19 protein-coding genes are annotated in these 20,705 nt (G+C 64.5%); 3 read left to right on the top strand and 16 right to left on the bottom strand.

Annotation, left to right across the window (positions count from 1 at the left end; all coding sequences use genetic code 11):
* Position 1: 1 nt before the first annotated feature.
* The 8 genes from HWE01_RS20320 to HWE01_RS20285 form a co-directional block, all read right to left on the bottom strand.
* Positions 2-1,369: an MFS transporter gene (locus HWE01_RS20320; protein ID WP_008326697.1), complete on the bottom strand. Its 1,368-nt coding sequence runs from the start codon at positions 1,367-1,369 to the stop codon at positions 2-4.
* 110 nt (positions 1,370-1,479) lie between these two features.
* Complete coding sequence (locus HWE01_RS20315) at positions 1,480-1,890, bottom strand: RidA family protein (RefSeq protein ID WP_241822704.1); 411 nt, start codon at positions 1,888-1,890, stop codon at positions 1,480-1,482.
* Positions 1,891-1,924: 34 nt separating this feature from the next.
* On the bottom strand, positions 1,925-2,713 hold the full coding sequence (benD, locus tag HWE01_RS20310) for a benzoate diol dehydrogenase BenD (RefSeq protein ID WP_008326695.1): 789 nt from the start codon (positions 2,711-2,713) through the stop codon (positions 1,925-1,927).
* A complete protein-coding gene (gene benC, locus HWE01_RS20305) occupies positions 2,710-3,735 on the bottom strand; it encodes a benzoate 1,2-dioxygenase electron transfer component BenC (RefSeq protein WP_241822703.1) in 1,026 nt (341 codons plus the stop codon). Before benC ends, benD begins: the two co-directional genes overlap by 4 nt.
* 21 nt (positions 3,736-3,756) lie before the next feature.
* Positions 3,757-4,251, bottom strand: a complete 495-nt coding sequence (benB, locus tag HWE01_RS20300; RefSeq protein ID WP_241822702.1) for a benzoate 1,2-dioxygenase small subunit — start codon at positions 4,249-4,251, stop codon at positions 3,757-3,759.
* Positions 4,248-5,621 carry a Rieske 2Fe-2S domain-containing protein gene (locus HWE01_RS20295; protein WP_088757076.1) on the bottom strand — a complete coding sequence of 458 codons (1,374 nt, stop codon included), beginning with the start codon at positions 5,619-5,621 and terminating at the stop codon, positions 4,248-4,250. Before HWE01_RS20295 ends, benB begins: the two co-directional genes overlap by 4 nt.
* A 112-nt stretch (positions 5,622-5,733) precedes the next feature.
* Positions 5,734-6,669, bottom strand: a complete 936-nt coding sequence (catA, locus tag HWE01_RS20290) for a catechol 1,2-dioxygenase (RefSeq protein WP_088757075.1) — start codon at positions 6,667-6,669, stop codon at positions 5,734-5,736.
* A 49-nt stretch (positions 6,670-6,718) separates the two neighbouring features.
* Positions 6,719-7,912 carry a muconate/chloromuconate family cycloisomerase gene (locus tag HWE01_RS20285; protein WP_241822701.1) on the bottom strand — a complete coding sequence of 398 codons (1,194 nt, stop codon included), beginning with the start codon at positions 7,910-7,912 and terminating at the stop codon, positions 6,719-6,721.
* Between the two features lie 144 nt (positions 7,913-8,056).
* Here HWE01_RS20285 and HWE01_RS20280 point away from each other — a divergent pair, with 144 nt between their 5' ends.
* The 3 genes from HWE01_RS20280 to pcaD all read left to right on the top strand — a co-directional run bounded on the left by HWE01_RS20280 (position 8,057) and on the right by pcaD (position 10,336).
* Positions 8,057-9,010: a LysR family transcriptional regulator gene (locus HWE01_RS20280; RefSeq protein WP_241822700.1), complete on the top strand. Its 954-nt coding sequence runs from the start codon at positions 8,057-8,059 to the stop codon at positions 9,008-9,010.
* A 175-nt stretch (positions 9,011-9,185) separates the two neighbouring features.
* Positions 9,186-9,473 carry a muconolactone Delta-isomerase gene (catC, locus tag HWE01_RS20275; protein WP_241822699.1) on the top strand — a complete coding sequence of 96 codons (288 nt, stop codon included), beginning with the start codon at positions 9,186-9,188 and terminating at the stop codon, positions 9,471-9,473.
* Between the two features lie 77 nt (positions 9,474-9,550).
* Positions 9,551-10,336, top strand: a complete 786-nt coding sequence (gene pcaD, locus HWE01_RS20270) for a 3-oxoadipate enol-lactonase (protein WP_241822698.1) — start codon at positions 9,551-9,553, stop codon at positions 10,334-10,336.
* A gap of 37 nt (positions 10,337-10,373) precedes the next feature.
* Here pcaD and HWE01_RS20265 read toward each other — a convergent pair whose 3' ends face one another.
* The 8 genes from HWE01_RS20265 to HWE01_RS20230 all read right to left on the bottom strand — a co-directional run bounded on the left by HWE01_RS20265 (position 10,374) and on the right by HWE01_RS20230 (position 20,679).
* Positions 10,374-11,516 (bottom strand): toprim domain-containing protein, encoded by a 1,143-nt coding sequence (locus tag HWE01_RS20265; protein ID WP_241822697.1) that lies wholly within the window; start codon positions 11,514-11,516, stop codon positions 10,374-10,376.
* Between the two features lie 128 nt (positions 11,517-11,644).
* Entirely contained in the window at positions 11,645-14,458 is a 2,814-nt protein-coding gene (locus HWE01_RS20260) for an ATP-binding protein (protein WP_241822696.1), read from the bottom strand.
* Positions 14,458-15,177 carry a DUF4194 domain-containing protein gene (locus tag HWE01_RS20255; protein WP_241822695.1) on the bottom strand — a complete coding sequence of 240 codons (720 nt, stop codon included), beginning with the start codon at positions 15,175-15,177 and terminating at the stop codon, positions 14,458-14,460. The genes HWE01_RS20260 and HWE01_RS20255 overlap by 1 nt, the downstream gene beginning before the upstream one ends.
* Positions 15,170-16,507 carry a hypothetical protein gene (locus tag HWE01_RS20250; protein WP_008326677.1) on the bottom strand — a complete coding sequence of 446 codons (1,338 nt, stop codon included), beginning with the start codon at positions 16,505-16,507 and terminating at the stop codon, positions 15,170-15,172. Before HWE01_RS20250 ends, HWE01_RS20255 begins: the two co-directional genes overlap by 8 nt.
* Before the next feature lie 191 nt (positions 16,508-16,698).
* A complete protein-coding gene (locus HWE01_RS20245; RefSeq protein ID WP_241822694.1) occupies positions 16,699-17,886 on the bottom strand; it encodes an alginate O-acetyltransferase AlgX-related protein in 1,188 nt (395 codons plus the stop codon).
* Between the two features lie 7 nt (positions 17,887-17,893).
* Positions 17,894-19,312 (bottom strand): MBOAT family O-acyltransferase, encoded by a 1,419-nt coding sequence (locus HWE01_RS20240; RefSeq protein ID WP_241822693.1) that lies wholly within the window; start codon positions 19,310-19,312, stop codon positions 17,894-17,896.
* 30 nt (positions 19,313-19,342) lie between these two features.
* Positions 19,343-20,011: an alginate O-acetyltransferase AlgF gene (locus HWE01_RS20235; protein ID WP_008326664.1), complete on the bottom strand. Its 669-nt coding sequence runs from the start codon at positions 20,009-20,011 to the stop codon at positions 19,343-19,345.
* On the bottom strand, positions 20,008-20,679 hold the full coding sequence (locus tag HWE01_RS20230; RefSeq protein WP_008326661.1) for an SGNH/GDSL hydrolase family protein: 672 nt from the start codon (positions 20,677-20,679) through the stop codon (positions 20,008-20,010). The genes HWE01_RS20235 and HWE01_RS20230 overlap by 4 nt, the downstream gene beginning before the upstream one ends.
* Between the last annotated feature and the right edge of the window lie 26 nt (positions 20,680-20,705).

The following is a 20,705-nucleotide window of genomic DNA, read 5'->3' as shown; positions in this document are numbered from 1 at the left end:
CTTAAACGCTGCGCGAGATCGTGGCAGCCGACACGGTCGATGTCGCCTCGGCCGCCACGGCGCGCTGCCCGTGACGATAGCGCAGCAGGAAGATGCCGAAGGCCAGCGCCGCCACCAGGCCGGGAATCGCAAAGACCAGGAAATTCATGCTCAGCGGCAGCGCCGCCGCCATCAGTGCGCCCCCCAGCAAGGGGCCGACGATGGCACCCGAGCGACCCACACCGGAAGCCCAGCCCAGACCGGTGGAACGGATCGCCAGCGGATAGAACTGGGCGGTATTGGCATACAACAGGATCTGGGTACCGATGGTGGTCGCGCCCGCCACGATGATGAGCAGGTACAGCACCGGCGTGGGGCTGTTGAACCCCAGCAGGGCGATGGCGACGGTGCCGACCGCGAAGAAGCTCACCACCACCTTGGGCAGGGTGAAGCGGTCACCCAGCCAGCCGCCGCCGATGGCGCCGACCACGCCACCGAAGTTGAGCGCCAGCAGGAAGGACAGCGACGAACCCAGGCTGTAACCGGCGCTGGCCATGAGCTTGGGCAGCCAGGAACCGAGTGCATAGACCATCAGCAGGCAGCAGAAGAAGGCGATCCAGATCATCAGCGTGCCGACGGTGCGGTCCTGCTTGAAGAGCTCCAGCATCGGTGCGCCAGAGGGCTTGGCCTCCCCTTGCACCAGTTGTACATCGGCACCAGGCGCGGCGTGCGGCGCCACCTGCGCCAGCATGGCGCGCGCCTGCTCCTGCTTGCCGGCACGCAGCAGGAAGCCGACCGATTCAGGCAGCTTCCACAGGATCAGCGGCAGCAGCACCAGCGGCACGGCCGCAGCGAAGAACATCGATTGCCAGCCGAAGCGGGGCAGCATCCAGATGCCCAGGCCCGCACACAACACGCCACCCAGCGAATAGCCGCTGAACATGATGGCCACCAGGGTGCTGCGCAGGCGCTTGGGGGCGTATTCATTCATCAGGGCCACGGCATTGGGCATCAGACCGCCGCAACCCAGCCCGGCCAGGAAGCGGAAGATGCCGAACTCGTTGGGCGAACTGGCAAAGCCGCTGGCGAAGGTGGAAAGGCTGAAGAGCACGAAGCTGATCGCCACGCCCTTCTTGCGGCCGATGCGGTCGGCCAGGGGGCCGAAGATGAAGGCACCGAACATCATGCCGAACAGTGCATAGCTGCCCAATGCACCTGCCTGCACGGGTGACAAGGTCCACTCTTTCATCAATACCGGCAGCACGGCGCCGTAGATGAACAGGTCATAACCGTCGAACACCAGCAGCAATGCGCACAGGCACATCACCATCCAGTGGAATTGCGTGAAACGCGCGCCATCGATGATCTGGCTCACTTCCTGGGTTTTCATGGGGTCTCCTCCGTTGTCGTTTGTCTTGCGGGATTGGCGTTGTTATGTGTCGTTATGCCTTGCTGTTTTCTTGCGATTTCCAGCGTTGCCTTGCCGTTTTTCGATATCGGTCAGGCTGGTCCCTTCTTGCGCAGATGCGCCACCGCCTTGATCTCGATGAGGTAGCCGGGACCGCCACCCAGCATGTGGGCACCGGTCGCCGTCCAGGCAGGCAGTGGATAGCTTCTCAGGTACTGGTTGCGGACCTTGATGAACAAGGGCAGGTCGCGCATGTCGGTATGGAAGGTGGAGAGGTCGACGATGTCGTCCAGGGTGCCGCCGGCGGTTTCCACCACCCGTTTCAGATTCTCGAAAGCCTGCACGATCTGCGCCTCGCGCGGCTCGACCAGCTGCATGTCGGGACCGCGTCCGATCTGGCCGGAAACGTAGAGCACATCGCCGACCAATACGCCGGGTGCATAACCGATTTTTTCGTAGACATCTTCCATTCCCTTGGGAATGATGGCCTGGCGTTCAGACATGGTTTCTCCGTTTCAGTGTAGAGGGACAAGCGGCTCAGCCGTTGTCACCACCGGCCACCGGCAGCACCGCCCCGGTGATATAGCTGGCCTCATCGGAGGCCATGAAGAGGATGGGCGCGACCTGCTCCTGCAACGTGGCGTAGCGCTTGAAGAAGGTGGAATCGGTGACCTGCTGCACGGCCTGCTGCATCCACGCCTGTTCCTGCACGCTGTCGCCTTCCGCATTGCGCGGTACGCGGCGCGGCGGTGCTTGCGTGCCACCGGGCGCGGTCGCCACCACGCGGATGCCCTGTTCACCGTATTCCATCGCCAGTGCCATGGTCATGGCATTCACACCGCCCTTGGCCGCCGAATAGGGTACCCGGCGTATGCCGCGCGTGGCATTGGAAGAGACATTGACGATGGTGCCCCGCCCCTGCCGCAGCATGTGCGGCAGTACGGCATGGCAGCCGTAGAGGGTGGGCATGAGCGAGCGGCGGATCTCGGCATCGATCTGGGCGGCCTCGAATTCGGCAAAGGGCCGCATGCGGATGGCACCACCCACGCCGTTGACCAGCAGGTCGATGCGACCATGCAGCTGGATCGCACGCGCCATCGCGGCCTGTGCGCCGGCATAGGTTTCGAGGTCGGCGACCCAGCCGGTAGCCCGTCCGTCCGGTGCCTGCATCGCAACGTCATGGATGAAGTCGGCCCGGTCCACCATCACGACCTGGCCGCCTTCGGCGGCGATGCCCATGGCTACGCCCTGCAGGATGCCCTGGGCCGCGCCGGTGACGACGGCCACCTTGCCCGCGAAGCGTCCACGCGTGAGCGCTGCGCTCATGCCGCCACCGCTACCGGCTGGCTGGTGACGAACTTCTCGTAATGGAAGCTGGCCGGGGCGATGCCCTGCGACTGGAAGTGCTTCTGCACCGCCTCCACCATCGGCGGCGGACCGCACAGATAGACATCGACCTGGCCGTCATGCAGAACCTCGGCAGGCATGTGCTGGGTCACGTAGCCCTGGCGCGGATGCGTGGTCGCGGCATCGGCCACACAGGTGGTGAAACTGAACCCGGGCAAACGCTTGGCCAGGTCTTCAAGACGATCCACCAATACCAGGTCCTGGTCGCGCGTGACGCCATAGATCAGGTGTACCGGGTGCTGCCCACCCCGCTGCACCATCTCTTCGAGCATCGACAGGAAAGGCGCCAGCCCGGTACCACCGGCCAGCATCAACACCGGCTTGTCGACCGGGCGCAGGTAGAAGCTGCCCAGCGGGCCAGTCATCTCCAGCGCGTCACCGCTGCCGGCCTTGCCCAGCCAGCCACTCATCAGGCCACCGGGGACGTTCTTGATGAGGAAGCTCATGCGCTTGGCGCCCGAGGGCGAGCTGAAGGAATACGAACGATGCTGGCCACTGCCCGGCACCGTGATGTTGACGTATTGCCCCGGCAGGAAAGCCGGGGCATCGGCGGCCACCTCCAGCACCAGTTCGAAGGCGGCCTCACCGAAGGCGCTGACCTCGGCCACCTTGCCAGCGAATTTCGCGCTGCCGGTCTTGCAGGCGGTCGAGGCCACCGGCACGGCGACCACGCAATCGGATTGCGGGATCATCTGGCAGGTCAGCACCAGTCCCTGCTCGGCTTCATCGCTGCTGAGGGCGTCGTCGATGTAGTCGTCGCCCAGGTCATACTGTCCGCTCTCGGCGCGGCACTTGCAGGTGCCGCACACGCCGTCGGAGCAATCCATGGGCAGGTTGATGCGTTGACGGAACGCCGCGTCCAGGACTTTCTCCTTGGGACCGCAGTCAATGATGCGGGTCACCCCGTCTTCAAAGTTGAGGGCGATGCGATAGCTGCTCATGTCATGTCTCCTGCGCGCTGGTCAGACGTGGTAGACGTCGATGACCTGGCGGATGTAGTCGTTCTTCAGGGCGATCTTCTTGCGGGCGATCTGGAAGCCGCCTTCGGTCTTGCGCAAGCTGACCAGGGTGGTGCCGAAGAACTGGTCGGTGATCTTGTAGCGGTGCGACAGCGTATGGAAGTTGTAGCGCACCTCCACCGCGTCATCGGTCTCCTCCAGGATCTCCACGTTGGCGATCATGTGGCTGGTGCGCGGCTCCGGCATGGAGGCGCTGGAGCGCTCGGTCTTGATGCGGAAGACGCGGTCTTCCAGGCCATCGCGGTTGGCGTAGTAGATCAGCGAGATCTCGCGGTGCGGGTCTTCGGTGAGCTGGTCATCGTCGTCCCAGGCCGGCATCCAGTATTCGACGTCCGCGGCGTACAGTTCCAGCCAGGATTCCCACTGGCGTTCGTCGAGATAGCGCGCCTCGCGATAGAGGAAGGCGCAGACGGCATCGAGTCGGGTCGGCTGGCTCATGCTTGTTCTCCTTGCCCTGCGGCTGCGCGTTCCTTGCTGACCGCCTTGCGCATCTGCTCGGTCCAGTAGTGGTGCTGGCAGACGAAGAGACCTTCGTCCTCGCTGCGCTCACCGCTCAGTTTGGGGTTCATGCCCATCTTCTTCGCATTCTCGTCCGGGCCCTGCTTCCACAGCGGCGCCCCCCGGCTCATGTCGTTGTAGCGCACGGCCGAACCGGCATAGCCAGCCTGGCAGGCGCGGAACTCTTCCAGGTCGTCGGCGGTGCCCATGCCGGAGACATTGAAGAAATCCTCATACTGGCGAATCCGCACGCGGCGGTCTTCATCGCTCTCGCCCTTGGGACCGAAGCAGAAGATGCTGATCTCGGTCTGGTTCACGCTGATCGGACGGGCCACGCGGATCTGCGTACCGAACTGGTCCATCAGGAACACGTTGGGATACAGGCACAGGTTGCGGGTCTGGGCCACGATGGTATCGGCGCGCGCCTGGCCCACGCGGGCGGCGAGTTCTTCGCGCTGGTTCCAGATCGGGCGCACTTCTGGATTGAGCGTATTGGTCCACAAGAGGATGTGGCCGTTCTCGAAACCGTAGACACCTGCAACAGCCTTGCTCCAGTTGTTGGCGTCGGTGGCCTTGGTGCCGCCTTCCTTGCGGCGGCTCATGGTGGCGGCGTAGTTCCAGTGCACCGAGCTGACATGGTAACCATCGCAACCATTTTCCATCTGCATCTTCCAGTTGCCGTCATAGAGGTAGCTGGAATTGCCGCGCAGGACTTCCAGGCCGTTGGGGGCCTGGTCGACGATCTGGTCGATGATGACGCGGGTCTCGCCCAGGTACTCTTCCAGCGGCAGCACATCTTCCGAGAGGCTGCCGAAGAGGAAGCCGCGATAATTCTGGAAGCGCGCCACGCGGGTCAGGTCATGCGAGCCGTTCTTGTTGAAGGAGACCGGATATTCGGTGGTCTTCTCGTCCTTGACCTTCAACAGCTTGCCGCTGTTGGAGAATGTCCAGCCGTGGAAGGGGCAAGTGAAGCTGCTCTTGTTGCCATGCTTGCGACGGCACAGCATGGCCCCCTTGTGGGCACAGGCATTGATGATGGCGTGCAGCTCGCCGTTCTTGTCACGGGTGACCACCACCGGCTGGCGGCCGATCCAGGTGCTGTAGTAATCGTTGATCTCGGGGACCTGGCTCTCGTGGGCCAGGTAGACCCAGTTCGATTCGAACAGGTGCTTCATCTCCAGCTCGAACAGGTCGGCATTGGTGAAGATGTCGCGGCGGCAGCGGAAGATGCCGTTGGTGGCGTCTTCGTCCAGGGCGGTGTCGAGCAGGCGCTCGACCTCGTCATACTTGTCGGCGGCAAGGGTGGTCATGTCTTTTCTCCAGGGTGCAGCCCGCCTGTGGCGATGGAAAACCATCGCGGCAAGGCAGTCGGCGGGGATGAGGCTGTCCTGCGCCAGCTGCTGGCGCAAGTCGATCAGTCGATCAGGCGGCCAGGCGCGGACGGTCCACGACCTGGTTGTCGGCACCGTTGACCAGTGCGGTCAGGCTGATGTCGAAGACGATCTCGGCGAACGGGCCTTCCAGTCCTTCGGCCTTGATGCTGGCCGCATCGGTGCGCTCGACCAGCGGCGGCACCAGGCCTTCGCGGGTGGCGTAGGCGAAGTCGTCATAGATCAGCGGATCACCGTCGATGTTGATCTGGGTGGTCAGCTTGCGATGGCCGTCCGCCGTGACGAAGAAGTGGATGTGCGCCGGACGGTTGCCGTGGCGGCCCAACTGGTTCAGCAGGCCCTGGGTGGGGCCGGCCGGCGGACAGCCATAGGCGGCCGGCATGATGCTGCGGAATTTGTAGCGGCCCTGGGCATCGGTGATGATGGTGCGGCGCATGTTGAAGGGCTTCTGCTCGCCGGTCGGGTCGAAGTGGGAATAGAAACCCTTGGTGTTGGCATGCCAGACTTCCACCTGTGCGCCCGGCACGGGCTTGCCATCGGCGCCATAGACGGTGCCGTGCATGATGATGGTCTGGCCGTCCTTGTCGCTACCGTCATCCAGGCGCGCGAAGCCCTGTTCCACCGGCGCACCGGCCACGTACAGCGGGCCTTCGATGGTGCGCGGGGTGCCGCCGGTGATGCCCAGTGCGGCGTCTTCGGCATCCATGCGCATGTCCAGGAAGCGGTCCAGGCCCAGGCCAGGCGAGAGCAGGCCGGCTTCGCTGGACGCTCCCAGGCGATTGATGTAGGCCACACCGGCCCAGTATTCGTCGGAGGTGATCTCCAGGTCTTCGATGGTCTTGAACAGGTCGGACAGGATGCGATGCACGATCTGCTTGGTGCGCGGGCTGCCGCCTTCGGTATCGAGGCCGCTGGCCAGGCGCAGGAAGTCCTGGACTTCGGGGGTGCTGAAAATCTTGGCTGCCATGTTGAGTCTCCTTTTCGATTTGTAGATTGGGGAAGTGCGTTTTCTTGTTTTATCCGGCCAGGGTGGCCGGCCTCGCTGCTGTCACTGTCGCCCCTTGCTTGCGATCGCGCCGGAAGTATTGCACACGCTCCTCATCGAGCACGATGCCCAGGCCAGGGCGGTTGGGGATGGCCAGCTGGAAATCCTGGTATTGCAAGGGCTCGGCCAGGATTTCCTCGGTCAGCAGCAGCGGGCCGAACAATTCCGTCCCCCACTGCAATTCACGGAAGGTGGCAAAAGCATGCGCCGAGGCGATGGTGCCGATGGCCCCTTCCAGCATGGTGCCGCCATACAGCTCGATGCCGGCCGCGTCGCCGATGGCGGCCACCTGCTGGGCCGCACGCAGGCCACCGGATTGTTCGATCTTGATCGCAAACACGTCCGCCCCGCCGATGCGCGCCAGCGCAAAGGCCGAGGCCGGACCGGTGAGCGACTCATCGGCCATGATGGCGATGGCGTGCTTGCCCTTCAGGCGCGCCAGCGCCTGGGCCGAAGCCACCGGTTGTTCCACCAGTTCGCAGCCGGCATCGACCAGACCGGCCAGACCGCGCTGGGCCTCCAGTTCGCTCCAGGCCATGTTCACATCCACCCGCACCGCGCCACGATCACCGAGCGCCTTCTTGATGGCGGCCACATGGGCCACATCGGCATCGACGTCGCGGCGACCGATCTTGAGCTTGAAAATCCTGTGACGACGCGCGGCCAGCATGCGTTCGGCTTCGTCGATATCTTTGGCGGTGTCGCCCGAGGCCAGGGTCCAGGCGACCGGCAGGCTTTCGCGGGCACGGCCGCCGAGCAGCTGCGAGACCGGCAGGCCGGTGCGCTGGCCCAGGGCATCGAAGAGCGCAGTCTCGATGGCGCACTTGGCGAAGCGGTTATCCTGGATGGCCTTGTTCAGGCGCGCCATGATGGCCGGGATCAGGCTGGCATCGGCACCCAGAAGCAGCGGCGCGAAGTAGGTATCGATGGCCAGCTTCATGCCCTCGGGCGATTCGGCGCCGTAGGCCAGGCCACCGATGGTGGTGCCCTCGCCCACGCCGACGGTACCGTCGGAGCAGTACAGACGTACCAGCATCAGGGTCTGCCCGTTCATCGTCGCCATGGACAATTGATGCGGACGGATGGTCGGCAGATCGACCAGGAAGGTCTCGACCCGGTCGATCAAGGCCGGGGCTGCGCTATGAAAGTGTGCTTGGGTATCCATGGACTGCATTGAACACCCGGAAGCCCTGCCATTGCCAACACTAAATTCGTCTAGTTTCATACCTTTTTTATATAGTTTCCAATGTCTCCTATAAAAATCAAAGGATTAGACATCATTAGTTTCTGTGAGATATGATTTTCCGCCATGGACATCAGACAACTGAAATACTTCGTGGCCGTGGCCAATACGCGCAACTTCACCCGCGCCTCGGAACAGCTGCACATCGCGCAACCGCCGCTGTCGCGCCAGATCCAGCTGCTGGAGGAAGAACTGGGGGTGCAGCTGATCCTGCGCAACAGCCGTCCGCTGCGCCTGACCGAAGCCGGTCGGGTGTTCTATGAGCAGGCGTTGCAGATCCTCAACCGCCTGGAGCAGTTGAAGAACGCCACCCAGCAGATCGGCCTGAACCAGCGCCAGACGCTGTCCATCGGCTTCGTCGCCTCGACCCTCTATGGCGGCCTGCCGGTGCTGGTGCGCAAGCTGCGCCAGCACTACCCGGAGGTGGACATCCAGTTGCTGGAGCTGACCTCGATGCAGCAGTTTGCGGCCCTCAAGTCGGGGCGCATCGACGTCGGCTTCGGGCGTATCCGCAGCAATGACGCGACGGTGGCGCGCATCGTCCTGCGCGAGGAAAAACTGGTGCTGGCGATCCCGCCCTCCTTCCCGCTGGCGGCCAGCCAGCAGCGCGTGAACCTCAAGGAAGTCCACGGGCAGAAGCTGATCGTCTATCCGAAGGAGCCGCGCCCCAGTTTCGCCGACCACATCCTGAGTCTGCTCAACGACCAGGACATCCATCCGGCCGAAGTGCATGAAGTGCGCGAGATCCAGACCGCGCTGGGCCTGGTGGCGGCCGAATCGGGGCTGTGCCTGATCCCGGCCTCGGCACGGCTGCGCAATGACCTGCATTACCGGCTCATCGACGATCCCCGCGCGACCTCACCCATCATCCTGACCCACCGCATCAACGACAATGCCTGGTACATCGAGGCCATCAAGCAACTGGTGGCCGACATGTATGCCGAGCGCCCGGCCTGGCTCGATATCGAAACCAGCTCCTTCCCGGCTACCGGCTTTCCGATTCCCGACCGACGCGACTGAGCCGCATGGAGACGGCGCCGCAGCGACAGGCGGATCGCTGTTGACGCGGAGAAAACCGTCTGCCCAAGTTGACAGGTCCAAGCACGGACGCCTACACTGGTTTGTGCGAATAAAGGATTTATGTTCGACTATCGAACATCGCAACATCCCCTATAACGACAACGGAGCAAACATCATGCTGTTCATGGTTCAAATGCAGGTCAACATTCCCGCCACGCTCGACAAGGCCGTGGCCGACCAGTTGAAGAAGGATGAGAAGGAGATGTCACAGAATCTGCAGCGTGAAGGCAAGTGGCGCGACCTGTGGCGCGTGGTCGGTCAGTATGCCAACGTGAGCATCTTCGATGTGTCCGGCAATGATGAGCTGCACAACATCCTCTCGGCCCTGCCGCTCTACCCGTTCATGACCATTTCGGTCACACCGCTGACCCAGCATCCCTCGGCCATCGCGCAGATTGGCTGATTCCCGGCGTATCTGACGCTTTTTGATTCACACACGCCCGCACCCACCGTCCGGTGGCGCGGGCCAAGGATTTACTCATGCCCTTCGCAACCCTGAACGGAATCAAACTGCATTACCAGCTCGACGGCGACGCCGCCCTGCCGGTGCTGGTGCTGTCCAACTCGCTGGGCACCTCGCTGGCGATGTGGGATCCGCAGATTGCCGAACTGAGCAAGCACTTCCGCGTGCTGCGCTACGACACGCGTGGTCACGGCCAGTCCGAGGTCACGCCCGGCCCCTACACCATCGCCCAGTTGGGCAGCGATGTGATCGCCCTGCTGGACCAGCTGGAGATTGCGCAAGCGCACTTCTGCGGACTCTCCATGGGCGGCAGCACCTTCATGTGGCTGGCGGTGCATCATCCCGAGCGGGTGAACAAACTGATCCTCTGCAACACGGGCGCCAGGATCGGCACGGCGGACGCCTGGAACAGTCGCATCGAGACGGTGCAGCGTGATGGCCTCTCTGCCATCGCCGCCGCCGTGGTCTCGCGCTGGCTGACGCCCGAGTATGCAGCGCAGCATCCGCAGCAGGTCCAGGACCTGACCGCCATGCTGCTGGCCACCCCGGCCGAAGGCTACGCAGGCGCCTGTGCCGCGGTGCGCGACAATGATCTGAGGGAAGCGATTGCAGGCATCCGTGCGCCCACGCTGGTCATCGCCGGCAGTGGTGACGTGCCGACGCCCCCGGCCGATGCACAGTTCATGCGCGCCAGCATCCCCGGAGCGCTGTATGTGGAATTCGATGCGGCCCACATTTCCAACCAGCAGCAGCCCCGTGCCTTCACGCAGGCGGTGGTGCAGTTCCTGACGGAAGGAATGTGAGAAGGTGAAGCGGGGGCTCCAGTCCCCCGATAAAAACTTAAAGCCAGGCTTCCTGCTCGGCCTTGCGGTCTTCGCGTTGCATGGTTTCGCACAAGGTGCGCAGTGTGGCCGGCAGTGTTTCACGTGCCAGCAAGTTTTGCAACAGCAAGCGATCTCGTGGCGTCAAGTCCCACTTCTGTTTGGTCTGTGTCAACTCGACACTGCTCATCTGATGCGCTTCCCAGGTCAGGCCGGCTTGCTCCCACAGACGACCGACCGCACACGCGATATCCACGCCAGCCGGATCGGCATCAGCGCTGATCCAGGCCGGGCATGGCGCCTTGGTCAGCAAATGGGCCATCATCGCCTGCCATCCCAACGAGGGGCGTCCCGGCATCCAGAGCAGAAGCGTACCGTGAGGAAGCTTGCGCGCATTGCGTTCAAAACTAGTCCGGTTCTCGATCAGCCACCATTGCTGCACCCCCTCAAGCCGCTCCAGGTGCTGCATGTCCTTGAGGGGAATGCCCAGAAAATGGACGGCGGACAATTCCATCTTGCGATTTGACCAGCACAGCTCCACCTCCCCTGCCAGCCATGCGGTCTGGGCAAAGCGGCTGATACCCAGGCGTTCAAGATCGAAGACCGTATCCAGCCACTTCCATTCATTGGCCTCGATGGCCTTTGTCCCATCCCGCGCGGACAAGGCAAAGTCCTGACGCATCCCCTGCTGACCACTATCGCGCCAGTGCGCCACCTGGAACATCAGATCCAGGCGTCGCTTCAAGGCATCGGGCGTGAGCGTCTTGGCTTTTTCCAGCTCTTCAATGGCCTGGGCCAACTCATCGTTAAGGTAAGGATCGGTATCGCCTTGCGCAAAACTGTCGAGACGGGCGATGAGCTGCTCTTTGGCTTGAGACAGATGCGTCTGGCGTTGTTGCTGGCGTCCGAGGGTGCCACTCACCCCCAACAAGGACTGCAGTTTGGTCAAGTCGCGCCAGGCAAGACTCACCCATTGCCAGGCACACTTTGGCTTTCTGACCTCAGTGCAGATCACCCAGCCATCTTGCAAAAGATGCTCGACCAACAGATCGCCGTCTTCAAGTCTAAAACCCTCGATCTTCTTCACGGCAATCTTCAGCAAGCTCTCTCGCTTGTGCGGCTTGGAGTCATCTTCGTCCACCCACAGGCGCAGTGCAGCCATTTGATTCGGCTCGAAATGTCTCAGCACCGAGGGAACCGCTCCTGATGCCTCCCGCACCTGAAACTCTGTACCGTCTCGACGTCTTTTACCGATGGGCCTCGCGACCAAATGACTCATGCTGCCCCCTCTTACGCATCCAACCGCAAGCGCCGCTGCAACACGCCAATGGGCGGCGCCCAGCGCGCCTCGCGCGGTTTCTTCGACGTGACCAGCGTGATATCGGCCGGCTCGAAGACTTCGACGTTGTGCGTGATCGGCGTGGTGAGCACGTATTGCGCTCGGGTCGATTTGAGGAAGTTGCCGACCAGCTGGATGTTGCGCACGTCCAGGTGGGCAAAGGGTTCGTCGATGAAGACGAAACCACCCGGCATGTCGTCGTCCTTCAACAAGCCCACCAGCAGGATCAGCGACTTGATGACCTGCTGGCCACCCGAGGCTTCACCGTCGTTCAGGCCGATCTCGCCCTTGCCGTCGAAGTTGAAACTGACCTTCAGTTCGGCCTGGCGCAGGATGGTGTCGTCATTGTCCAGATGCGGCAGGTCGGCGCTGACCACCACCCCGGCCAACGCGCCCAGGTCGACGATGTTCTTGCGATAGCGGCGCACGGTGGCGCGCAGTACGTCGATGTAGCGTTCGCGGGCATTGCCCACGGCTTCCTCGGCCTGGTGATTGCTGATCTTGCGCGCATCCAGTTCATTGCGCTGGTTGCCTACCGTGCCCTGCATGATGAGGTGCTTGTCCTCGACCGTGCCGTCCTTCTCCCACTGGCCGCTCTCCAGTTCATTCTCCACCGAAGCCATGCGCAGCTCGGCCTGCTTGGCGTTGGTGTATTTCTCGTACAAAGCCTGCACCGTCGCCGCGACAATCCAGTGCGCCGGGAAACGGCTCTTCTGTGCGCGCGAGGCCAGCGCACGGGCGCGCTGCTCATCGTGACGTGCACGCCATTCGCGCTCCTGTCCGGCAAGATCCCCTTCGCTGTCGCGCAGGCGGCGTTGCAGGGCATCGAGCTTGCCATCGAGGATGGTGCGCTGTTCGATGGCCTCGGCGTGCCGGGCATCCAGCTGACCCCAACGTTCACTGGCAGCCACCCGCGCCTGACGCAGGGCCGGCAACTGGCGGCGTGCCTGTTCGAATTCTTCACTTCGCTTCGCCAGCGCCTCTGCGGCGAGGTGGCCCTCGGTGGCTTTCTTGGCGGCGTCGAGCTGGCGCTTGATGTCGCTCTGCTTCAGGACCACGTCCGTCAATTGCTCGTCCAGCGTGGCCAGGCGTTTCTGGATGGAGGTCTGACGCGCCGCCAGTGCCGCCGCGCCGAACTGGTAGTCGCCCGGATCGCGCCATACGCTGCGCCCGCCGCGGCCATCGCGCCAGTAGGCTTGCGGCGTGATCCATTCGCCGCCGCTGCGCGCACCTTCCACGGTATCGGCCACGCGGTGGATCTGCGCCAGCTGGCGCAGCAGCCAGGACGGTGCCTTGGCCGAGAAACGCAGCACCGCCAGGAGGCTCTCTGCCGGCGGCTGCGCGCTGGCCGTGGCGGCGTCGGCTACGACGTAGTGACGATAGCGCTCGCGCTCGGCCAGGGCCATGGCGGCAGCTTCATCCTTGGGATCGTCCAGCACCACTACCCAGCAGGAAGCGCGCAAGACGCCTTCGGCTGCGGCACGCCAGTGGTCGTCGGCAATCTCGATCACGTCGGCCAGCAGGTGATGCGCAATGTCGGCCTGACGCAAGGCCCGCGTGAACTGCTGCACGTCGTTCGGGCGCGGGGCCTGGCGTTGTCCGGTCAGGCGCTCCAGCGCGCCGCTGGCGTCCTTGCGCTGCTGCTCCAGATCGCGCCAGCGGTCGTGCAGCGTGTTCTTCTGCTGTTCCAGTTCATCCACGCGCGCCAGCAGTTGCGTGGCATCACCTTCCACGGCAGACAGGGCCAGCAGTTCATCGGCCTGCTTGACCAGTTCTTCCACGGGTTTTTCGGCGTCGCGCGCCTTTTGCTGGGCCTGCTGGGCATCGGCCTTGTCGCGCTCCAGCGTGGCGACCTTCTCGCGCGCAGCCTGTTGCTGTGTCAGCAGCGAGGACAGCAGCAGGGTGTCACTGCTGCGCTGGCGGCGCAGATGATGGTGGTGCAGGCGCTGGCGATGCAGTTCGCGCAGGCGCGTGGCCGTGCCCTGCCGCTCCTCGTGCCAGCGCAGTACCGGAATGACTTCGGTGGACAGCATCTCGCGCTCGCGCAGCTTGCCCTGGTATTGGCGATACAGGGTCACGCGGCTGTCCAGCTGTGCCAGTTGCGCTTCGCTGTAGGCCAGTTCCTGTTCGGCCAGCGTGACCTCGGCGGCCAGGTCGCGTTGATGGCGACGGGCTTCTTCGTAGCGGTCCAGCACTTCCTGGTCACCAAAGACTTCAAAGACCAGGCGCAGCAATTCCTTGGGAGAGAATTCGCACAGGCGGTCGGTCTGGCCCTGCTCCAGCGCCAGCACGCGGGCAATCGCGCGCGACAGGCCGGCTCCTTCCAGACGCTTGCGCCAGTGGTCCAGGCCCAGCCAATCCTTCTCGGGCAATTGCGCCAGGGTTTCGATGGCGACGTCGCCATCGCTCATGCAGTAGCGACGCTGCCAGTCGCCGCCGTTGCGTTCGATGCGACAGGCCAGCGTGACCTGGTCCGCATAGAGCAGGTTGCGCGCGAACGGGCGGGTCGAGCTCTGGCGGCCATGCGGGCGGTTGTCCACCGTCGCGCGCAGCCAGGTGGTATCGGCATTGGCGTGGCGGGCATAGGTCTTGTAGCTGCGCCCGCCCGAGCAATCCAGGCCCAGCAGGGTGCGCATGGCATCGAGCAGCGTGGTCTTGCCGGACCCGTTGGGCCCGGCGATGGTGATGATGGAACCGTCCAGGGGCAGCGTCAGGCGCTGGCAATAATCCCACTGCAACAGTTCCAGCGATTGCAGGTGGAACATCAGGCGTCTCCCTCTTCGGATGATTCATCGCTAGCATCGGCGTCGGCCTCGGCCTGCGCGGCACCACTCTCGTCGCGCACCGTGGCGCGGGCCAGCACGTCGCCTAAGGCACCGTCAAGAATGCGTGGGGCCAGGGCATCGTAGTCCAGCAGCAGGTCCAGCAAGGGACCTTCGGCGATGTCCACGCCACGGCGCACGATGAAGCCGTGGGCTTCCAGGCGACGCAGGTTGGTGTCCATGCGCGTCTTCTTGCCGAGCTGGTTGCCGAAGTCGGCCAGCAGTGCCGTATAGGACACCACCGGGCTGACCTCGGCGGCGCTGGGCATGGGCTTTTCGGTCTGGAACATCTCGTCCTGCTGCTGGGCGTCGTCGCCGGCAGCGCGCGCCGACTGGCGCTCGCGCTTGGGCAATACGATCAGTGCCCACAGCACTACCAAGAGCGAGATGGCGTCACGCGGCAGGTCGAGGTTGTTGTTGGCATTCATGCCGGCTTCGCCGAAGACGGCGGATTCGGCCGGACGCACCAGCACCACGCTGATGTGGTCGGCGTGGATGTTGTCCACCAGGCGCAGGCCGACCTGGGCCAGGCGGTCCTGCAGGGCTTGCCACAGGTCGGCATCGACCAGGGCGCGGCGCACGCGCGGGTGTTTGCGGGGCAGCCAGCGGCGTGCCAGCAGTTCGGCGGCCAACAGGCCGGCCTCGTCTAGGGTCTCACTCATTCGGTCTTTCCCGGGATGGATCTGGATGGACGGCCCCGGCGCTCATGGCGGCGACATCGGGGTCATCGACTTTATCGACACGCGGCAGGAAGCCGGCTTGCCACGGCAGGCGTGCCAGGTCGCCGGTCTGCCCTTGCAGGGTGCGCGCCTGGGCGTCTCCCAGGAGCGGCAGCAGTTGCAGGCGATAGGCCGCCTTGCCGAAACTGCCGCCCAGCACCACCGTGCTCAGCGGCTGCGGTTGCAGCTCGGCGGCCTCCTCGCCTTCCGGCAGGACGCCCAGGCGCGTGAGTTGTTCAATCAGCTCGCCCAGCTCGGCGGGCATGCGCAGGGCCTCGATCTTGCCTTCCACGGCCTGGGCCGGAGGCGGCAAACCTTGCGAGCGTTGGGCATCGGGGCGGTCGCGCTCGAACTCGCCTTCGGCCACGTCCAGCAATTCATGGCCACTGACGAAGACCGGTTTTACGCCCATGGAGAGCGCTTCCCCCATCAGCGAGGACAAGTCCGCATGCGCCTGCAGCCAGCGCCGCACATCCGAACTGGTCACGCCGGTGCTGCCCAGGGTGACGCGCTGGCGGTCAGCCTGTTGCAGGGCGCGGGTGAACTGGCTGGCCATGGTCAAGAGGCGTGCCTGGCCATTGCCGAGGGCACGCGCTTCGCGCTCCAGACGGGCGTCGGCGTGCTCGCTGCGGATGAGCGCAGTCAGCGCTTCACCGGCGCGGTTGACCAGTTTCAAGGCCCGCTCGAAACGCGGCTGAGCCTGGCGCAGCAGGGCTTCCGAACCGCTGGCGATGGCATCGGCGAACTGGTCGTGCAGGCGCGCCAGCTGGGCATGCAGGTGACGGATCTGGCTGGCGTCGGACAGGCCCAGTGCCTGCGCACCGGCGACCTGAGAGAGCAGCGCGGCCATCTCGTCATCCTCGCCGACGGCGCGCGTGAGCGGAGCCAGCAGGGCTTGCACCTGCTGGGCGATGGGCGAGAGCTGGTAATCCTGGCCGGTGGCATCCCAGACCAGGAGGTCCAGGTCGCGCAGGCGCTTCAAGGCCGCTTCCATGGCCTCGGGCTTCAAGGCATAGAAGAGCTGGTTCAGGTCCTCGCGCTGCAGGCGGCCCTGCGGCTGCGCCGCCAGTTCGAGGAACATCCAGATGCGCAGGCGCGCCGCCGCCTGGCCGCCGGAGACCAGGCCGCGCAGCGCGTCCAGCACGTCCAGCCGCTGGCCCAGGCCCCAGGCCAGGGGCGCTTCGGCGGCTTGCGAAGGATCGCGGAAGTAGCTCTCGAAGGAGCCGGATTCATGCTCGTCCGCAAGGGGAGCGGGGTCGAATTCTTCTGTCAATTTGTCGTGGCTGTTGACCAGGTACAAGCCTGGGTCCTGGCCCGGTCAGTGGGCGGACCGGCAAGTTTAGCAGGCCCGCGGGACAGCCTCCAGCAAAGCGGACGATGGGGCAACGGAAAATGCAGCGGAAAGGAAATGATTTATTGCATTAACGCAACATTAATGCCCGTAGTGACAGCATTAAGCCAGGCTTAATGATGGCTCACGGGGCCAGGTGCCAGGGTGATGGGCTCATAGGGCGTCTGCAGGTCACGCTCGGGGATTTCCCATAGCACCAGCTTGGGCGGGGTCTGGGTAAAGGCCGGGTTGGCGAAGTACTCGCGGGCGCTGCCGGAGAACTTGCCGCCATCCCTGGCGAAGCTGCCGATCTTCGCGCCCAGGGCTTGCTGCAGGAAGCCCAGGAAGTTGGAATTGCGCGAGAAGGAGGTGCCGATCAAGGCCACGTTGGGCAGTTGGCTGTCGCCCAGCAGGTCGTCGAGATCATCGCCGCCCTTGGTGGCAGCGCCCTGCCCGGCCCCTGCACCGGGCACTTCCGTGAAGACCGTGGCGGCCACGCTTTCCGGAGTCGGTTGCCAGCGCAGCGGCAGCCAGTCCAGACCGGCCAGATGCACCAGGTCACCGGGACGACGCGCCATGGGGCCGGGCTGGGCGGAGTAGGCTTGCTCGGGCGTGGCATGGAAACCGGATGCGACGATGCGCGCGGCAATCACCTGGGCCGCCGCGCGGGCACCGGCCTCGTTCCAGTGGGTATCGGTATGCAGATAGGCCGCCGTTCCCAGCGGCGCCAGCGTGGCGGCCAGATCGATGGCGTTCACGCCGGCCTGCTGCAGACCGGCCACCCAGAGCGCTGCGCGGGTATTCAATTCGGGGGGGCGCGTCAGGCCACACAAGGCATTGGCGGCAATGCGACTCTTGTCCGGCACCACTGCCACCAGCAGCCCGATGCCACGACGCGCCAGCGCCTGGCGGATCGCCAGCACGGCGGCGCGCTTGGCCTGGGCATTGGCCTGGGCGTGGTGATTGACCTGCAATTCTTCGGCCAGGAACAGCCAGCCGGGACAGCCCACCCGCACGCGCGGGCCGGTATCGCCCAGCAGCAACCAGCTGCCGGCACGTTCCAGTCTGGCGGCCTGGTCAGGCAGCCAGGCATTGGAGAGCTGCTTGGCCAGCAGATGCGTGAGCTCGCCGTGCAAGGCATCCTCGCGCGTCCAGCGGGCAGGCAGCCAGTCGATCTTGCCGGCATACACCAGCCAGCCGCAGGAGAGCAATCCGGCACACAGCACGGCGGCCAGCGCGCTACCGGCCCAGCGGCTGGCCCGGCGCGCCATGGCGCTGGGCTCAGGGGGCGTATGCGCAGCGGAAACGGGAGGCGTGCTCATCGTGGACTCAGAACTGGAAATAAAGGAAAGGAACGGTCTCGCGGCTGGCGATCAGTGCGAAGGAGAGCAGGAAGGCCGCAATCGGCCACAGCTGCACGAACCAGAGATAGAGCGCGCGCCTGCCCCAGCGTGCCTCCAGCGCCGACTGCCACAGCGGTGCCACGATCCAGAACAGGCCCAGCAGTACGGCCAGCGCCTGTACCGGACGCAGCATCACGGCCAGCGCATCGCTCAGGCCATGTCCATGCAGGCCGAACTGGCCCGCATACATGGCCAGGGCGGTGTCGAAATCGGGGGCGCGGAACAGGGTCCAGGCCAGGCACACGAACAGCAGCGTGAGCACATGGCCCAGCCAGGAGGGGATGGCCGGCAGCGACGAGCGCGACCAGGCGCGATCGATGCACAGCGCCACACCGTGGGCCGAGCCCCACAGCAGGTAGTTCCAGCTGTCGCCGCCGTGCCAGAGTCCGGCGATGGCCATGGTCAGGAACAGGTTGCGATAGGTCTTCCAGACCCCGTGGCGGTTGCCGCCCAGGCCGATGTAGAGATAATCGCGCAACCAGCTGGAGAGCGAGATGTGCCAGCGCCGCCAGAAATCCTGGATGCTGCCGGCCAGATAAGGATGGTTGAAGTTCTCGGGAAAGTGGAAGCCCAGCATCAGGCCCAGGCCGATGGCCATGGCGCTGTAACCGGAGAAATCGAAGAACAGCTGCATCGAATACGCCAGGCAGCCGATCCAGGCATCCACCAGCGCCGGATGTTCCAGGTGGAAGGCGGCATCGACCAGCGGCGAGAGGGTATCGGCCACCAGCACCTTCATGGCCATGCCGACCATGAAGCGGCGCGCACCCAGGGAGAAATTCTCCCGGTTGAACCAGCGCTGGCGCAACTCGCGCTGTACCCAGTCATAACGGATGATGGGTCCGGCAATGGAGTGCCCGAACATGGAAATGTAGGTGGCGTAATTGATGAAGCTGCGCTCCACCGCCACCGTGCGGCGCTGCACGTCCACCAGGTAGGAGATGGCCTGCAGCACGATGAAGGACAGTCCGGCCGGCAGCGCCACCTTCTGCCAGGCCAGCGGCAGGGCACCGTAATGCTGCATCACCTCGCTCAGGGTGGCGGCGACGATGTTGGCGTACTTGTACCAGACCAGCACGGCCGTATTGAAGACCACCAGAGCGATCAGCAGCACGGGACGGCGCTGGCCGCCCTGCTCCCGGGCCCGATCGACGCACAGCCCGCCGACCCAGGCCACGATGGTCAGCACCACGTGCAGCGACAGGAACAGCGGGCTCAGCCAGCCGTAGAACAGCCAGCTGCCCGCCAGCAGCACGCCATTGCGCGCGCGCTGCGGCGCCAGTGCATAGACCAGCAGGAACAGCGGCAGGAACAGCGTGAGGAATTCAAGCGAGGCAAAGACCATGGCGTGGCGCAGTCAACGTCGATGAGTCACTCAATTGGCCAGCTTGTCGGTGGTCGCCAGCAATCGCGGACCACTGGCCGAGGGCAGCAGCAGCACGCTGTAGCGCTCGCCCGCCTTGAGTTCGCCCAGATCCAGGGCAGGACCGGTGTTGCTGCCGCCGCAGACCAGTTGCACCGCAAGCTTGACCGGATTGATGGAGCGCCGCTGCAGGCTGCCTTGCGCCACGCCCTTGAACAGGTCGGCAGTACGGCCAGCCGGACGCAATGCGGCACCGCTGCAGGAGGCGTCGAGGTTGAAGAAGGCCAGCGAGGCCTTGAGGCCATTGAAGTCATCCGGATTGTCCTGGACCGTCACCTGGCGGATGCCCTTGGCGTCAGGCAGCACCACCACGGTGGCGAACTCGCCCGGCTTGGCTTGCACGCCCAGCTCGAGGCTCCTGGCACCGACGGTGAGCGTGCCCTTGATGGTGGACTTGGCCTGCACCGGGAAGAACGACGAGACCGGCTTGGCGGCCTCCAGCTTCAAGGGCGGCTGGCCCTTGCGGGCCACCACTTGCAGCGGCTCGCTGGTGGCGTTGATGAAGCGGATGAAGGCGGCATCCTCGGCCGGGCCGGTCGGATACAAGGGAATATCGGCTGCCATCGCTACGCCGCAGCCCAGCAGGGCGATGCTGGCCGCCAGTACGCGCAGCGCGCTCATTTCTTGCCGCCCTTGGCACTCACGGCAGCGGCCGGCAGCTTGCCCAGCGCATCGCCGATGGCTGCGCCCCAGGACTTGTAGCCAGCCACGGTGAAGTGCTGGCCATCGGTGGTGATCCACTGGCCGGGCTTGGACATGGTCAGCGAATCGATGTAGGTGCAGGGCGCCACGTTGGCCGCCAGGAAGCGCGACATCAGTTCGGTACGCGCATCGTTCTTGTGGTACATGCCGCCGGCCTTGCCCCAGGCCGGGCCGACCCAGGCGCACTTGGTGCCGGTGGCGGCGATGGCCTTGGTCAGGCTGGTCACGCTTTGCCAGGCCCAGGCCTTGGGGAAGTCGGGCTTGTCGTAGGAGGCCATGGTGTCGCCGATGACCAGCACGACCAGGTCCGGCTTGTCCTTGGCGATGAGCTCGGTGATGGGCGTGGTGGTGGCATCGCGCCCCTTGATCTGGATCTTGCCGTTGTCGATCTGCTCGGCGCCGCAGTCGACCTTCTTGGTGGTCAGCCAGTCGCCGGCACTGGCGCCGCAGGCGCCGATGGAGTGGACCTTGGCGCCCATCTGGACCAGCTTGGCGTTGAGGGGTTCGGTGAGGTGGTCGGCCAGGCTCATGTGGCTTTCGCCCAGGACCAGGATACTCAGACCAGCGAGGATGGATGCAGCTGCCATGGCGATCTCTCTATCAAAAAGTGTTC

Source organism: Herbaspirillum sp. C7C8 (assembly GCF_022627875.1).
Classification (GTDB): Bacteria; Pseudomonadota; Gammaproteobacteria; order Burkholderiales; family Burkholderiaceae_D; genus Herbaspirillum.
This window is presented reverse-complemented; position numbering and strand designations above follow the sequence as displayed.

Coding starts and splice junctions, on each gene's coding strand:
- catA (WP_088757075.1), bottom strand. CDS start 6,669: ATGGCAGCCAAGATTTTCAGCACCCCCGAAGTCCAGGACTTCCTGCGC.
- HWE01_RS20265 (WP_241822697.1), bottom strand. CDS start 11,516: ATGGCTGCACTGCGCCTGTGGGTGGACGAAGATGACTCCAAGCCGCAC.
- catC (WP_241822699.1), top strand. CDS start 9,186: ATGCTGTTCATGGTTCAAATGCAGGTCAACATTCCCGCCACGCTCGAC.
- HWE01_RS20260 (WP_241822696.1), bottom strand. CDS start 14,458: ATGTTCCACCTGCAATCGCTGGAACTGTTGCAGTGGGATTATTGCCAG.
- HWE01_RS20280 (WP_241822700.1), top strand. CDS start 8,057: ATGGACATCAGACAACTGAAATACTTCGTGGCCGTGGCCAATACGCGC.
- HWE01_RS20235 (WP_008326664.1), bottom strand. CDS start 20,011: ATGAGCGCGCTGCGCGTACTGGCGGCCAGCATCGCCCTGCTGGGCTGC.
- benB (WP_241822702.1), bottom strand. CDS start 4,251: ATGAGCCAGCCGACCCGACTCGATGCCGTCTGCGCCTTCCTCTATCGC.
- benC (WP_241822703.1), bottom strand. CDS start 3,735: ATGAGCAGCTATCGCATCGCCCTCAACTTTGAAGACGGGGTGACCCGC.
- HWE01_RS20240 (WP_241822693.1), bottom strand. CDS start 19,312: ATGGTCTTTGCCTCGCTTGAATTCCTCACGCTGTTCCTGCCGCTGTTC.
- HWE01_RS20245 (WP_241822694.1), bottom strand. CDS start 17,886: ATGAGCACGCCTCCCGTTTCCGCTGCGCATACGCCCCCTGAGCCCAGC.
- HWE01_RS20230 (WP_008326661.1), bottom strand. CDS start 20,679: ATGGCAGCTGCATCCATCCTCGCTGGTCTGAGTATCCTGGTCCTGGGC.
- HWE01_RS20315 (WP_241822704.1), bottom strand. CDS start 1,890: ATGTCTGAACGCCAGGCCATCATTCCCAAGGGAATGGAAGATGTCTAC.
- HWE01_RS20255 (WP_241822695.1), bottom strand. CDS start 15,177: ATGAGTGAGACCCTAGACGAGGCCGGCCTGTTGGCCGCCGAACTGCTG.
- HWE01_RS20295 (WP_088757076.1), bottom strand. CDS start 5,621: ATGACCACCCTTGCCGCCGACAAGTATGACGAGGTCGAGCGCCTGCTC.
- pcaD (WP_241822698.1), top strand. CDS start 9,551: ATGCCCTTCGCAACCCTGAACGGAATCAAACTGCATTACCAGCTCGAC.
- benD (WP_008326695.1), bottom strand. CDS start 2,713: ATGAGCGCAGCGCTCACGCGTGGACGCTTCGCGGGCAAGGTGGCCGTC.
- HWE01_RS20320 (WP_008326697.1), bottom strand. CDS start 1,369: ATGAAAACCCAGGAAGTGAGCCAGATCATCGATGGCGCGCGTTTCACG.
- HWE01_RS20285 (WP_241822701.1), bottom strand. CDS start 7,912: ATGGATACCCAAGCACACTTTCATAGCGCAGCCCCGGCCTTGATCGAC.